The 12,737-nt window shown below is 68.3% G+C and carries 14 protein-coding genes; 5 read left to right on the top strand and 9 right to left on the bottom strand.

Annotation, left to right across the window (positions count from 1 at the left end):
• Window positions 1-90 precede the first annotated feature (90 nt).
• Window positions 91-258 (bottom strand): hypothetical protein, encoded by a 168-nt coding sequence (locus VED21_RS11005; protein WP_324882393.1) that lies wholly within the window; start codon window positions 256-258, stop codon window positions 91-93.
• Window positions 259-286: 28 nt separating this feature from the next.
• Window positions 287-730 carry an HIT domain-containing protein gene (locus VED21_RS11000; protein WP_414638183.1) on the bottom strand — a complete coding sequence of 148 codons (444 nt, stop codon included), beginning with the start codon at window positions 728-730 and terminating at the stop codon, window positions 287-289.
• Window positions 731-1,080: 350 nt separating this feature from the next.
• Here VED21_RS11000 and VED21_RS10995 point away from each other — a divergent pair, with 350 nt between their 5' ends.
• Window positions 1,081-3,684 (top strand): glycosyltransferase, encoded by a 2,604-nt coding sequence (locus tag VED21_RS10995; protein ID WP_324882392.1) that lies wholly within the window; start codon window positions 1,081-1,083, stop codon window positions 3,682-3,684.
• A gap of 59 nt (window positions 3,685-3,743) precedes the next feature.
• Here the strand turns inward: VED21_RS10995 and VED21_RS10990 are convergent, their stop codons facing one another.
• Together VED21_RS10990 and VED21_RS10985 are read right to left on the bottom strand one after the other, a co-directional pair.
• The gene (locus tag VED21_RS10990; RefSeq protein ID WP_324882391.1) at window positions 3,744-4,094 is read right to left on the bottom strand and encodes a helix-turn-helix domain-containing protein; all 351 of its coding nucleotides are present in this window, start codon (window positions 4,092-4,094) and stop codon (window positions 3,744-3,746) included.
• A 25-nt stretch (window positions 4,095-4,119) separates the two neighbouring features.
• The gene (locus tag VED21_RS10985) at window positions 4,120-4,398 is read right to left on the bottom strand and encodes a BrnT family toxin (RefSeq protein ID WP_324882390.1); all 279 of its coding nucleotides are present in this window, start codon (window positions 4,396-4,398) and stop codon (window positions 4,120-4,122) included.
• A gap of 150 nt (window positions 4,399-4,548) precedes the next feature.
• Between VED21_RS10985 and VED21_RS10980 the strand changes: the two genes are divergently transcribed.
• Window positions 4,549-5,814 carry a tetratricopeptide repeat protein gene (locus VED21_RS10980; RefSeq protein ID WP_324882389.1) on the top strand — a complete coding sequence of 422 codons (1,266 nt, stop codon included), beginning with the start codon at window positions 4,549-4,551 and terminating at the stop codon, window positions 5,812-5,814.
• Here the strand turns inward: VED21_RS10980 and VED21_RS10975 are convergent.
• Window positions 5,811-6,380, bottom strand: coding sequence for a hypothetical protein (locus VED21_RS10975; RefSeq protein WP_324882388.1), 570 nt, complete (start codon window positions 6,378-6,380; stop codon window positions 5,811-5,813). The genes VED21_RS10980 and VED21_RS10975 overlap by 4 nt on opposite strands.
• A 263-nt stretch (window positions 6,381-6,643) precedes the next feature.
• On the opposite strand from VED21_RS10975, the gene VED21_RS10970 reads away from it, so the two are divergent.
• The 3 genes from VED21_RS10970 (at window position 6,644) to VED21_RS10960 (ending at window position 9,123) form a co-directional block, all read left to right on the top strand.
• Window positions 6,644-7,249, top strand: coding sequence for a hypothetical protein (locus VED21_RS10970; RefSeq protein ID WP_324882387.1), 606 nt, complete (start codon window positions 6,644-6,646; stop codon window positions 7,247-7,249).
• Window positions 7,250-7,389: 140 nt separating this feature from the next.
• Complete coding sequence (gene egtB, locus VED21_RS10965) at window positions 7,390-8,685, top strand: ergothioneine biosynthesis protein EgtB (RefSeq protein WP_324882386.1); 1,296 nt, start codon at window positions 7,390-7,392, stop codon at window positions 8,683-8,685.
• A gap of 105 nt (window positions 8,686-8,790) precedes the next feature.
• A complete protein-coding gene (locus VED21_RS10960; RefSeq protein WP_324882385.1) occupies window positions 8,791-9,123 on the top strand; it encodes a (2Fe-2S) ferredoxin domain-containing protein in 333 nt (110 codons plus the stop codon).
• Window positions 9,124-9,222: 99 nt separating this feature from the next.
• Here VED21_RS10960 and VED21_RS10955 read toward each other — a convergent pair whose 3' ends face one another.
• The 4 genes from VED21_RS10955 to VED21_RS10940 all read right to left on the bottom strand — a co-directional run bounded on the left by VED21_RS10955 (window position 9,223) and on the right by VED21_RS10940 (window position 12,630).
• The gene (locus VED21_RS10955) at window positions 9,223-10,371 is read right to left on the bottom strand and encodes a nicotinate phosphoribosyltransferase (protein ID WP_324882384.1); all 1,149 of its coding nucleotides are present in this window, start codon (window positions 10,369-10,371) and stop codon (window positions 9,223-9,225) included.
• Window positions 10,372-10,576: 205 nt separating this feature from the next.
• Window positions 10,577-11,971, bottom strand: a complete 1,395-nt coding sequence (locus VED21_RS10950) for a class II 3-deoxy-7-phosphoheptulonate synthase (protein WP_324882383.1) — start codon at window positions 11,969-11,971, stop codon at window positions 10,577-10,579.
• A 91-nt stretch (window positions 11,972-12,062) separates the two neighbouring features.
• Window positions 12,063-12,419 carry a type II toxin-antitoxin system PemK/MazF family toxin gene (locus VED21_RS10945; protein ID WP_324882382.1) on the bottom strand — a complete coding sequence of 119 codons (357 nt, stop codon included), beginning with the start codon at window positions 12,417-12,419 and terminating at the stop codon, window positions 12,063-12,065.
• Window positions 12,412-12,630: a hypothetical protein gene (locus tag VED21_RS10940; protein ID WP_324882381.1), complete on the bottom strand. Its 219-nt coding sequence runs from the start codon at window positions 12,628-12,630 to the stop codon at window positions 12,412-12,414. Before VED21_RS10940 ends, VED21_RS10945 begins: the two co-directional genes overlap by 8 nt.
• Between the last annotated feature and the right edge of the window lie 107 nt (window positions 12,631-12,737).

The raw sequence follows: 12,737 nt of genomic DNA, 5'->3' as shown, positions 1-12,737 counted from the left end.
GAGGGCAAAAGCAAGGATCCTTGCACTTGCCCTCACCCTCCCGCCCTGCGGGCGGGCCCCTCCCTCTCCCGGGGCGGGAGAGGGATTTCCTTACTCCCGCCCCGCCTTTTCCCTTATCTCGTCCCGCTCGCCCATCTCGTCGAACTTGTCGTTGACGGGCTTGTCGGTGTCGCCGGCGGCCTTGCCGGTCTCCTTCACCAGCTTGTCCTCGATGCGCTGGGCAGCGCCGCTCGGCGCGTCGTGCTTGCGGTCGGCCATCGAACCCTCCTGCTCACGGTTGCACCCCTTAAACAGGCGAACCGCCGCCAAGTCGCAGCCGCAGCTTTTCGACCAGCGCGTCGCGCTCCCCGTCCCCGTACGGCTCGGCGAAGCCCGAACCCCACACCGGCCCCGGCCACGCTGGGTCGCCCTTGCCGCGTGCGATCACATGCACGTGCAGTTGCGGCACGATGTTGCCCAGCGCGGCCACGTTGATCTTGTCCGGCCGGAACAAGTCTTTCAGAACAACGGACGCGCGCGTGATCTCTTCGATCAGCAGCGCCCGGTCCGCCGCGTCCAGGTCGTGGATCTCCACCACGCCCGCCCGCGCGGGCACCAGGATCAGCCACGGCCACACCCGGTTGTTCATCAGCAGGACCCGGCAGAGGCCGAGCGTGCAAACAGGGGTGGTGTCGGCCGTCAGGCGTTCATGCAATTGGAACATCGATCCTCGCTTCACGTTGTCGCGCACGGCGGATTATTGCAGGCCGGAATAAAGCGGGAATACCCCGTGTTCATTTTCGGCGCTGGTTGCGGTGCAAGAGAAAATGTATAAAATACGCCGACGGTCTGAAATGGATCGCTCGGCGCGAATGCTGCGCCGAACGCACCGTGAAGGTCGTTGCGCAGGGTCCTGGTGAGGGGCCGGCGTGCGGGTTTCGCGACGGGGGATCTCCGTTCAGCAGCCAGTGGGTGCCGGGTTCGGTCCGAGGGTGGTCGGGGCGGCGATGCCGCTCGCTTGGCGCCTGCGGATGGCACTGAAGATGCGCCGCGGCAACCGAGCTGCCGCGGACGGGTACGTGCGGGGAATGGCATACAGCTATGCGCAAGACAGCCATCGCGGTCCTCTTCCTGGTCATCCTCGGCAACGTCGGGGTCTGGGCGCTGTGGAACCGCCCGGTCGCCGAGCGGCCGTGGGCCGGCGTCGTCAGCGGCGTCGGTTATACACCGTTCCACCCCGACAAGAGCCCGACGAAGGGTGACCGCGCCAGCGCGGATGACATCGAAAAGGACATGAAGGCGCTGGAGGGCACCGTGAAGGGTGTCCGCATCTACTCCGCGACCGACGGGTCGGAGCAGGTGCCCCCCATCGCCCGCAAGTACGGCATCCCGGTGACGGCCGGCGCCTGGGTACAGGGCAAGCCCGAGATCGACGAGCCGGAAATCGCCGGCATCATCAAGCTGGCGCGCGACAACGCCAACGTGCGCCGCGTCCTGGTCGGCAACGAGGCGATCCTGCGCGCCGACGTCACCGTCCCGCAGGCCATCGAATACATCAAGCGCGTCAAGAAGAAGGTCAACGTGCCGGTCTCCACCGCCGAGCCGTGGCACGTCTGGCTGTCGCATCCCGAACTGGCCGAGGCGGTGGACTTCCTCGCCGTGCACCTGCTGCCCTACTGGGAAGGCGTGCCGGTCGACCAGTCGGTCGATTACGCGATGATGCGCTACAACGAGTTGAAGACCAAGTACCCGAACAAGCACATCCTGATCTCGGAAATCGGCTGGCCGTCGGAAGGCCCGTGGCGCCGCGGCGCCGAAGCCAGCCAAGTCAACCAAGCGAAGTTCCTGCGCAACTTCCTGAACATCGCGGCGCAGAACCGCCTGGACTATTTCATCATGGAGGCCTTCGACCAGCCCTGGAAGCGGGAGATCGAAGGCACCGCCGGCGTGTCGTGGGGCATGTGGGACGCGTGGCGCAACCCCAAGTTCCCGATGACCGGCGAGGTGCAGGAGATCCGCAACTGGCCGTGGATGTGCGCCGCCTCCATCGCCATGGCCTTCCTGCCGCTGGTGTTCTTCCTGTGGCGCCGCGGCGACCTGAAGTTCGGCGGCATGCTGTTCTACGGCGCGCTGATCCAGGCCGTGGGCTCGGTGCTGGTCACCACCATCTACGCCGCCTCCGCCGCCGGCCTCGCCACCACCACGGAAATCGCCTGGGGCTTCCTGATCTTCTGCCAGCTCGTCCTGCTGGGCGTTATGCTGATCGACGGGCTGGAACTGACCGAGGTGGTCTGGCAGGCGCACTTCCGCCGCAAGTTCAACCCGTGCTCCGCCGCCCCGGCGCCCGACGCGCCCAAGGTCTCGATCCACGTGCCGTGCTACAACGAGCCGCCGCACATGGTGATCCAGACGCTGGACGCCCTGGCCCGCCTCGACTACCCGAACTTCGAAGTCCTGCTGATCGACAACAACACCAAGGATCCCGAGGTGTGGAAGCCGGTCGAGGCGTACTGCAAGCAGCTGGGCGAGAAGTTCCGCTTCTTCCACCTGGACAACTGGCCGGGCTTCAAGGCGGGCGCGCTCAACTTCGGCCTCGACCAGACGGCGCCGGACGCGCAGTTCATCGCCGTCATCGACAGCGACTACCAGGTGCACCCGGACTGGCTGAAGGCCACCATCCCGCACTTCGCGCGGCCGGAGGTCGGCTTCGTCCAGTCGCCGCAGGACTACCGCGACTGGGACCACGACCTGTTCCAGCGCATGATCAACTGGGAATACGCCGGCTTCTTCCACATCGGCATGATCCAGCGCAACGAGCGCAACGCGATCATCCAGCACGGCACCATGACGATCATCCGCAAGACCGCGCTGATCGAGGTGGGCCGCTGGGGTGAGTGGTGCATCACCGAGGACGCCGACCTGGGCCTGCGCCTGTTCGAGGCCGGGCTGGAGGCCGTCTACATGCCGGAGAGCTACGGCAAGGGCCTCGTCCCCGACAGTTTCTCGGCCTACAAGACGCAGCGCTTCCGCTGGGCCTACGGCGCCGTGCAGATCCTCAAGCACCACTGGCGCGAGCTGCTGCCGGGTGCCAAGAAGCTGACGGCCGGGCAGAAGTACCACTTCATCTCCGGCTGGCTGCCGTGGTTCGCCGACGCCGCGCACATGGTATTCGGCATCGCCGGCATCGTCTGGTCGCTGGGCCTGCTGCTGTTCCCCAAGTACTTCGAGTTCCCGCCCAACGCCTTCATGATCCCGACGCTGAGCGCCTTCGCCTTCAAGGTGGCGGCCAGCATGTGGCTGTACGAGGCGAGGGTGAAGTGCGGCTTCTGGGACAAGGTGGGTGCGGCGGTGGCCGGCATGGCGCTGACGCACACGGTGGGCCGCGCCATGTGGCAGGGCCTGTTCACCTCCGGCCGGCCCTTCGTCCGCACGCCGAAGTGCGAGAACCAGCCCGCCTTCATGCAGGCCCTGCTGATGGCGCGTGAGGAGATCGCGCTCCTGATCTGCCTGTGGGGTGCGGCGGCGGCAATCGTCTTCGTCTTCGGCCACGAGAACCGCGACGCCTTCATGTGGGCCGGGTTGCTGGTGGTGCAGTCGCTGCCCTATCTGGCGGCGCTGATAACCTCGCTGATCAACGCCTTCCCCGACTTCCACTTCGGCCGCCGCCGACCGCAGCCGGTGGCGACCATGGGCGCTGCGGACTGATCCGCACCGGCAAAGCCGCGAAACGAACCGGGCCCCCATAGGGCCCGGTTTTCTTTTGCCTATTCGGCGGCGCGGAGCGCCCGCAGAACGGCGTCCGGTTCCCGCTCGATCACCCGGATGTAGGCCTGCGTGGCCGCGTCCGGCGTGCGCCGCCCCTGCTCCCATTCCTGGAGGCTGGCGACGGGAATGTGGAAGCGTTCGGCAAAGCGTGCCTGCGACAGCCCCAGGCGGTTGCGCAGCCGCCTCACCCGCGCTCCGAAGAAGGCCCGGTCCAGTTCCTCGTCCGAGAGCAGCGGGGCCGCGTCCGGATTCTCGGCAACCTGCCGGGCGATGTCCTCGTCGGTCATGGCGTCGAGGACGGGGTCATCCGGTTCCGGAACGGCGTAGGGCACCTCGGTGCCGTCGGGCATCACCCGCACCGCCGTGCCGTCGGCCCTAACCCGAAGCGTGGTCGCGGAATTTGTGCTGCTCTCGCTCATTGGCCTTCCTCACGGAGATGATGCGCATCTCGTCGCCGCGCTCGGCATAGACCGCGACGTACAGGCGCTTGCCGACCCGGCCGTAGCAGATGACCCGGCGTTCCCCATAGTCGAACCGCGTGTCGTCCACATGCAGGGCCTCCGCATCGCCGACGACCAGGATGCCGAACCCCAGCGCCAGCTTGTGCGTGCGAAGGTTGGCGGCGTCCTTGGCCGGGTCGATGGTGATCCGCATCGGCTCCACTGTGCGGCATTGACGGATATGCGGTCAATGCCGGCTTTCCGCTATGGCGCGCGCGGATTTTGCCGTGCAATCCGGGCCGCGCTTGCGCTATCCCCCTTGAGTGCCGGGATCGGTGCCGGCATCGCTGATGGGAGCCTTGGAATGAACAGACCGCTGCGCCGGGGGGAGCCGAAGGGGGCGGCGCTGGCCAATCCCGCCCGCCTCAACGAGGACGGGCAGAAGCTGCTGGCGCGCGGTCAGGCGGCGCAGGCGGCCGAGCTGTTCGCCAAGGCCGTGCGCCTGTCGCCGGAGCAGCCGGAATACCGCGTCAACCTCGGCCGCGCCTACGCCGCCCAGGGCAACACCGCCAAGGCCAAGGCGGCGCTGGGCCGCGCCGTGGCGCTGTTCCCGGCGATGGCGGACCTCTACGGCTCGCTCGGCAACGTGCTGGAGGCGGAGGGCGCCAATGTGCCGGCGCTCAACAGCTACCGCCGCGCCGTGCGCCTCGACCCCGGCCACTACACGGCGCGCAACCTGGACGTGGTGGTGGCGAAGCTGGCGCAGGCGGTGCACGGCTGGCACCTGCCGATGCTGGCCGACACGCTGCGCAACGACGCCTTCCAGGCGGCCATCGAGGCCGCCGTCCGGCCGGACGACGTGGTGCTGGACATCGGCACGGGCTCCGGCCTGCTGGCCATGATGGCGGCGCGCGCCGGGGCGGGGAGCGTCTACGGCTGCGAGATGCTGAACGATCTGGCCGAGTTGGCGAAGATCGTCGTCGCGCGCAACGGCTTCGCCGACCGCGTGACGGTCATCCCCAAACCGTCGACCGAACTTGAGGTCGGCCGCGACCTGCCGGCGCGCGCCACGCTGCTGGTGACGGAGACGTTCGATTCCCTGGTGATCGGCGAGGGCATCCTGGGCACGCTCCGCCACGCGCACGAGCACCTGCTGGCCCCCGGCGCGCGGGTGATCCCGGCCGGGGCGACGCTGAAGGGGCAACTGGTGACCCTGCCGCGGCTGAAGGCGCTGCACCCGCTGAAGACCATCAACGGCTTCGACCTCAGCGCCTTCTCCATCGGCTCGCCGGTGGAGCGGTTCTACCCGGTCTTCCCCGACCACGAGGACCACACCGCCCTCACCGCCCCCTTCGACCTGCTGGGGTTCGACTTCACGGTGAAGCCGGCCCTGCGCCAGTCCTGGTCGGCGGAGGCCGAGGTGGAGGCCGACGGCACGGTGCAGGCGCTGCTGCTGTCCTTCGACCTGCACCTGGACGCCGGTACGGTGATCTCCACCACCAAGTTCGGCGCCATCAAGCACTGGAACCCGGTCGTCTTCGTCTTCGACGCCGAGCGCCCGGTGCGCCGCGGCGACCGTGTCACGATCAGCGGCCGCCTCGACGACAAGGCGATGAGTTTCAGCCTTTAGGCGGCTTCGGTCAGCGTCAGTTTGGCGCGCACGATGGGCAGCGACTGCACGGTGAAGGGCGCCCGCACGCCGCCGCTGAACGTCTCGGCGCACTCCAGCGCCTTGCGCACGCGCTGCTCGGCCGGCAGCCCCTCGGTGGAGGCGAGCGAGCCCAGGGCGTAGTCCGCACCACAGCCGATGGCGTGGTAGCCGCGGATCGCCTCGCCCACCTGATAGTCCGACTGAACGGAGAACAGCCGGCCTTCGTAGGCGACGAGGAAGCAGCCGCCGCTCTCCACGTCGTTGGACTTCTGCGCCCAGCCGCCGTCCTTCAGGCAGGCGCGCACCGCGTCCACGAAGTCCACCACCATGTAGCGGAAGACGTCGTCCGTCTCGCGCGGCGGCGGCTGGAGCCGGTAATGCAGCAGCTGGCCCATGCGGAACGAATTGGTGAAGCCGATCAGCATGTCTTCGTTATGAAACACCTTGGTGTCGGCGCGAACCGTGATGTCCAGGCCGGAGACGCCCGCGCTGTCGCCGCCCATCCACACCCGGTCGTTGTCCACCAAGCCCACGATGCAGGTCATTGCTACCCTCGTTCCCAAAAGCGATGACGCGATGTTTGGCGATTATGGTTAACGATTGGTTTCCTCGATGTGAGATCGGCGACATTCCGGCCGACGCGCATCGCCGATCATTGCAATTGAACAAAATCCCGGCGGCGCGGCCTTTTGCCTCGTCTTCGCTTGCTCGCCTGGAGGACGAGTCGATTCCTTGACATTCGCAGATTTGTTGGTATGCTGAACAGACTGCCGCATCTGCCGGCCGCGTGTGAAAGGACGTCCGTGCCATGGCCGACGCCCAGATCGGACGCCCCGATTTCCCCCTCCGCCCCACCGGCGTGGTGGAGCGCACGGGCTCGGCCACCGACCGGCAGCCGCGCCGCCAACAGCAGCACCAGCACCGCGAGCCGGAGCGCCGCGACCCGCAGCCGCCGAATCCGAAGCGGCGGCGCATCTACGACATGCTGTTCGAGGAGATCGACCAGATCGATGCGCTGGACGAGGGACAGCGCACGCGCATCAAGGACAACATCCGGTCGCACCTGACCGCCCCCCCCCGGCACGAGGCGCCGCACGGCCGCCGCGCCTACGCCACCGGCTACGCGCAGGCACCGCCGGAGCCTCCACCACCCGCCGAACCCATCGTCGCCGACCCGAGCGCGGTGAATCCAGAGACCATGGAGCCGATCGACCACGACCAGATCGTGCAGGTCGCCGCCCCCGTGCACCCGCACCTGCCCCCCGACGAGGCGCAGGAGAACGCCCGCCTCGCCCGCCAGCTGCGCGACTGTCTGGCCCTGCACACCGAGCGCGCGCGCAAGGTGGCCGTCTACCTGCACCTGCTGCTGCGGCTGGACCATTCGCTGCGGCCACACCTCGTGGTCGACATCTGATCCCCTCTTATCGAAGGGGCTAACCCTCCTCCCGATGCGCGTCGGTGTTCCGCTTACGCCTGCGGCACAATGAACGTTGATGATGCAACGCCATCGTCACGGCGGCGCCCGCCGCCGCCCCGTCACCGGGAGTGCCCTGTATGCCCGACACCCGCCTCGCCACCGCGCCCGGCCCGAACGACGCCATCCGCCATTCCCTGGCCACCCGCTTCCAGAAGGCCCGCGCCCGCACGGCGGAGCTGGTGGCGCCGCTGGGGGTCGAGGACCTGATGGTGCAGTCGCTGCCCGAAGGGGCGCCGGCCAAGTGGCACCTCGCCCACACCACTTGGTTCTTCGAGACGCACGTGCTGATGGCCGCCGATCCCGGCTACCGCCCCTTCGACCCGGCATTCCGCCAGCTCTTCGCGGCACTCGACGACCGCTTCGGCGCGCACCTGCCCGCCCCCACCCTGCGCCTGCTCTCCCGCCCGACGGCGTCGGAGGTCATGCGCTACCGCGACCATGTCAACGGCACCATCCTGCACCTGCTGGACCGCATCGATGACGCCGGCATGGCCGATCTGGCGGAGCGTATCGAGCTGGGCCTCGTGCACGAGCGCCGGCACCAGGAGCGGCTGCTGTCGGAGATCAAGCACGCCTTCTGGTGCAACCCGCTGCGCCCGGCGTACGAGCCCCTGCCGCCCGCCGCCGCGCAGCCGGAAACGCCGCAGCAGTGGATCGACGTGCCCGGCGGCATGGTGGAGATCGGCCGCGACGAAACCGCCCCCGGCCGCGACCACGAGGGGCCGCGCCATCAGGTGCTGCTGCGCCCCTACCAGCTTGCCGGACGGCCGGTGACCTGCGGCGAGTACCTCGCCTTCATCGAGGACGGCGGCTATGCGAAGCCCAAATACTGGCTGGGCGACGGGTGGGAGGCGGCGCGCGCCGTGGACTGGCAGGCCCCGCTCTATTGGGAGCGGCGCGAGGGCGGCTGGCAGGTCTTCACACTGTACGGCATGCGCCCGCTGGATCCGGCCGAACCGGTCTGCCACGTCAGCTGGTACGAGGCCGACGCCTTCGCCCGCTGGGCCGGCAAGCGCCTGCCCGAGGAGGCGGAATGGGAAGCCGTGGCGGCCCAGAAGGAGTGCCTGGGCAACCTGCTGGGCAATGGCCACCGCCAGCCGCGCCCGCACGTCTGCCGCGGCACCGACGGCCCCTGGCAGATGTACGGCGACGTCTGGGAATGGACGCGCAGCCCCTTCATGCCCTACCCCGGCTACCGCCACCCCGACGGCGTGGACGAGGCGCTGACCGGCCGCTTCATGGCCAACCGCATGGTGGTGCGCGGCGGCAGCTGCGTGACGCCCTTCGACTACGCCACCCCGACCACCCGCCACTTCCTGCGCCCGCAGGCGCGCACCGCCTTCACCGGCATCCGCTTGGCCGAGGACGTGTAGTTCGCACGTGCGAGAAAAATTAGAACGCTTTCAAAAAGGGGGTTGGCATGCGGCGGAACGTCGCGGCAATATCCATAACATAATTATGGATATTGGAGCCCCGCGATGGAGTACGAGCTTCCCCAGGTGTTCAAGCACCACGTCTTCGGCTGCGCCCAGCAGCGCCCGCCCGGCCACCCGAAGGGCAGCTGCGCGTCGCGCGGGGCGCACCCGCTGCTTCAACGCCTGGACCAGATCGTCCAGGCGCGCGGGCTGGCGGATGTCGGCATGGCGTGGACCGGCTGCCTGGGCTTCTGCCAGGCCGGCCCGCTGATGGTGGTCTATCCGGAAGGCATCTGGTACCGCCCGGAGACGGAAGAGGACGTGGAGGAGATCGTCCAGTCCCACTTCGTGGACGGCAAGCCGGTGGAACGGCTGATCATGGTGCTGCAGCGCTGACGGCAAACGTAGGTTGGGTTGAGCGCCAGCGAAAACCCAACGGCTTCCGCAATGCGAACACGTTGGTTTTCGCCTGCGGCTCAACCCAACCTACGGGTTTCACCCCCGCCGGAACAGGAACTCGCGGCCGACCTTCACGCGCTTCTCGCCGTCGTATTCGATGACGTCGGCGGTGGCGTAGGTCTCGGTCCAGCGTTCGGGCAGGTAGCTGCCGGTGCCGACCACGTCGATGGGGGCGTTGGCCTCGGCCATCAGGCGGCACTTGGCCGGACCGAAACCCGACGACGCCACGATCTTCACCGCCGGGAAGCCCGCCTCGTCCAGCTTCTCGCGCATCCAGTGGATGGCGGCCGCCGACACGCCGGTGCCGATCAGGTAGCGCAGCTGCGTCTCGTCACGGTAGCCGCGGATGGCATGCGGCGCGTGGCGCTCCAGCACGGCGTATGAGCCGGGCGGGTCCAGCCCCTCCACGAAACGGCCGCCCGGCGTGTCGAGCCGTACGCCCAGCTTGCCGCTGGCAGCCAGCTTCGGAAAGCGCCGGCACACCTCCAGCGAATCCGTCACCTCGCGGCCGAAGTAGTCGACCAGCACGGTCAGCGCCTCGTCCGGGAAGGTCTCGTGGAACATCTCCGCCGCGCGCACGGTGGAGCCGGCGTAGCCGATCAGCGCGTGCGGCATGGTGCCTTTGCCCTTCGGCTGGCCGAAGAAGTGCGCGGTGGCGTCGGTGGCGTTGCCGACGAAGCCCTTGGCGCCCACCTTGCGCTTGGCCCGGTCGGAGCCGACGGCCGCCGCGTAGGCCATCATCTCCGCCATGTCGCGGCCGGCGCAGTGGCGGGCGTCCATGGCCAGGAAGGCCACCTTCGGCAGGTCGGCGCACATGGTGAAGGCGTTGTACGCCGCCACGCAGGCCGGCCCCAGCTTCTGGAGCAGGATCGTCTCCAGGTCGCACAGGTGGTAGAAGGAACCGGTGATGTACATCATCGGCTCGCCCGCACCGACCCACTTGCCCTCGGGGAAGTTCAACTCGATCTCCACCTCGAAGCCGCGCTCGGCGGCCACGGCGTTCAACCAGTCGATCATCAGGCGCGGGGCGCACACCACCGGGCGGCGCATGAAGATGGCGTAGGTGACGCGCTTGTCGCCGAACTTGCCGACCGCTTCCTTGGTCCGCTTGAAGTAGGTGTCGGTCCAGTCGCCGATCGCCTTGACCGACGGGCGCGCGCACGCCGGCTTGCTGCTGTCGTCCATGGAGGTGTTCCTCGCTTTCACCCGCATCCCTGTCGTTCTGTTCAGCATTATACGGCCCTCGGTGTCGGCGGAAGGGGGTTCAGGCGCAACCCTGGCCGGAAAATCGCCGGCCCTTCCCGCGTATAACGGCGGCGGACACGAAAAAGCCCCTTCCCCGCGGTCCGGGGAAGGGGCTTTTCGTCGCAACCCGACGTCGGAGTTTCGCTTACTCCGCGGCCGCCGCCGCCGCGCGGCGCTCGGCGTCCTTGGCCAGGCGCGCGCGCTTCAGCTCCTCGGCCAGCAGGAAGGCCAGTTCCAGCGACTGGCTGGCGTTCAGGCGCGGATCGCAGGCGGTGTGGTAGCGGTCCGCCAGCGCGTGGTCGGTGATCGCCTGGGCGCCGCCCGTGCACTCCGTCACGTCCTGGCCGGTCAGCTCGAAATGCACGCCGCCGGCGTGCGTGCCCTCGGCCTGGTGCACGGCGAAGAAGCCCTTGGCCTCCGCCAGCACCTTGTCGAACGGGCGGGTCTTGTAGCCGCTGGCCGACTTGATGGTGTTGCCGTGCATGGGGTCGCACGACCACAGAACGACGCGGCCCTCGCGCGTCACCTTGCGCAGCAGCGGCGGGAACTTCTCCGCTACCTTGTCCGCACCCATGCGCACGATCAGCGTCAGGCGGCCGGGCTCGTTGGTCGGGTTCAGGATGTCGATCAGGCGGATCAGCTCGTCCGGGTCGGTGGACGGGCCGCACTTCAGGCCCAGCGGGTTCTTGACGCCGCGCAGGAACTCCACGTGCGCGCCGTCCGGCTGGCGGGTGCGGTCGCCGATCCACAGCATGTGGGCCGACACGTCGTACCAGTCGCCGGTGGTGCTGTCGACGCGGGTCAGCGCCTGCTCCCACGGCAGCAGCAGCGCCTCGTGGCTGGTGAAGAAGTCGGTCTCGCGCAGCTGCGGCGTGGTGGCGCCGGTGATGCCGCAGGCGGCCATGAAGGCCAGCGCCTCGTCCAGGCGGTTGGCGAGGTCCTCGAACTTCTCGCCGGCCGGCGAGCGCTCCAGGAAGCCCAGCGTCCACTGGTGCACCTTGTGCAGGTCGGCGTAGCCGCCCTGGGCGAAGGCGCGCAGCAGGTTCAGCGTCGACGCCGCCTGAGTGTAGGCCTGCATCATGCGCTCGGGATCGGGGACGCGGGCGTCGGCCGTGAAGTCGAAGCCGTTGACGATGTCGCCGCGGTAGCTCGGCAGCTCGACCCCGTTCACCTCTTCCATGTCGGCCGAGCGGGGCTTGGCGAACTGGCCGGCCATGCGGCCGACCTTGATCACCGGGATGGCCGCGCCGAAGGTCAGCACGACGGCCATCTGCAGCAGCACGCGGAACGTGTCGCGGATGTTGTTGGGGTGGAACTCGGAGAAGCTCTCGGCGCAGTCGCCGCCCTGCAGCAGGAACGCCTCGCCCGCCGCCGCCTGCGCCAGCGACGCCTTCAGCCGGCGCGCCTCGCCCGCAAAGACGAGCGGCGGATAGGACGACAGCCGCTCGACGACGGCATCGACCTTGCCCTGGTCCGGGTATGCGGGCAGCTGCTTGGCCGGCTTCGACTTCCAGCTCGTGGGGCTCCAACGCTCCGCCATGACACGCACTCTTCCTGCTCGGGGTAACCGGTCCGGCCGATGGTGGCCGGGGATCAACCCTATACGTCCACGGCCGGAGTTTTTCCACCCCTTACGACTCGGGGATTGCCGGAAGTGTGAAACCGAACACACGGCAGAACACGGGGGCGGCATCGTGCAGCCAGCCCGGCTCGGCATCGCCCAGCTTGCCAGAAACGACCCGCTTCTCCAGGGTCACCAGCTTGTCGAACCGCACGACCGACGGAACCTTCAGGCCGTTCATCGCGGTCGGCGCGATGGCCCTTGCATCCGGACCGTCCGTGAAACTGGTGTTGGACGTGATGAACGCGAGCACCACGTCGGCGCGCCGCCCGTTGTCGCGCGACACCACCAGGGCAGGCCGCAGCTTGCCGCCGGACAGGTCGGTGAAGGGAAAGCGCGTGAAGACGATGCTGCCGAACTCAAACATTGCGCCGTTTGATGTCGGCGTCGCTGTAGAGATCGGGTTCCTCCTTGAGGAAGTCGAAGGCGCCGCCCGCTTCCGCCATGCGCGCCAGCGGCAGATCCTCGTCTTCGACCGTCTCGAAGACCACGCGCAGGCGCTGGCGCGGCTGGATCCCCCGCCGCTTCATCTCCTCGAAGACACGCTCGGCTTCGATGTTTTCAAGCACCTGACGCATGGCTTCACCCTAGCGCAACCGCTGCAGGGACGCAAATTGCGTCCTTCCTTCGCTCTATGTGGCGCGCGGCCGGCCGATTGGAAGCGGCCCGAAAAACCGCACTGGCC

The organism is Azospirillum sp., from assembly GCF_035627195.1.
Classification (GTDB): domain Bacteria; phylum Pseudomonadota; class Alphaproteobacteria; order Azospirillales; family Azospirillaceae; genus Azospirillum.
The sequence above is the reverse complement of the archived record's forward strand: the minus strand, read 5'-3'. Positions and strand labels throughout refer to the sequence as shown.

What these genes read in the sequence shown, in the direction of transcription:
- VED21_RS11005 (WP_324882393.1), bottom strand. Translation starts at nt 258, where the DNA reads ATGGCCGACCGCAAGCACGACGCGCCGAGCGGCGCTGCCCAGCGCATC.
- VED21_RS10995 (WP_324882392.1), top strand. Translation starts at nt 1,081, where the DNA reads ATGCGCAAGACAGCCATCGCGGTCCTCTTCCTGGTCATCCTCGGCAAC.
- VED21_RS10990 (WP_324882391.1), bottom strand. Translation starts at nt 4,094, where the DNA reads ATGCCCGACGGCACCGAGGTGCCCTACGCCGTTCCGGAACCGGATGAC.
- VED21_RS10985 (WP_324882390.1), bottom strand. Translation starts at nt 4,398, where the DNA reads ATGCGGATCACCATCGACCCGGCCAAGGACGCCGCCAACCTTCGCACG.
- VED21_RS10980 (WP_324882389.1), top strand. Translation starts at nt 4,549, where the DNA reads ATGAACAGACCGCTGCGCCGGGGGGAGCCGAAGGGGGCGGCGCTGGCC.
- VED21_RS10975 (WP_324882388.1), bottom strand. Translation starts at nt 6,380, where the DNA reads ATGACCTGCATCGTGGGCTTGGTGGACAACGACCGGGTGTGGATGGGC.
- VED21_RS10970 (WP_324882387.1), top strand. Translation starts at nt 6,644, where the DNA reads ATGGCCGACGCCCAGATCGGACGCCCCGATTTCCCCCTCCGCCCCACC.
- egtB (WP_324882386.1), top strand. Translation starts at nt 7,390, where the DNA reads ATGCCCGACACCCGCCTCGCCACCGCGCCCGGCCCGAACGACGCCATC.
- VED21_RS10960 (WP_324882385.1), top strand. Translation starts at nt 8,791, where the DNA reads ATGGAGTACGAGCTTCCCCAGGTGTTCAAGCACCACGTCTTCGGCTGC.
- VED21_RS10955 (WP_324882384.1), bottom strand. Translation starts at nt 10,371, where the DNA reads ATGGACGACAGCAGCAAGCCGGCGTGCGCGCGCCCGTCGGTCAAGGCG.
- VED21_RS10950 (WP_324882383.1), bottom strand. Translation starts at nt 11,971, where the DNA reads ATGGCGGAGCGTTGGAGCCCCACGAGCTGGAAGTCGAAGCCGGCCAAG.
- VED21_RS10945 (WP_324882382.1), bottom strand. Translation starts at nt 12,419, where the DNA reads ATGTTTGAGTTCGGCAGCATCGTCTTCACGCGCTTTCCCTTCACCGAC.
- VED21_RS10940 (WP_324882381.1), bottom strand. Translation starts at nt 12,630, where the DNA reads ATGCGTCAGGTGCTTGAAAACATCGAAGCCGAGCGTGTCTTCGAGGAG.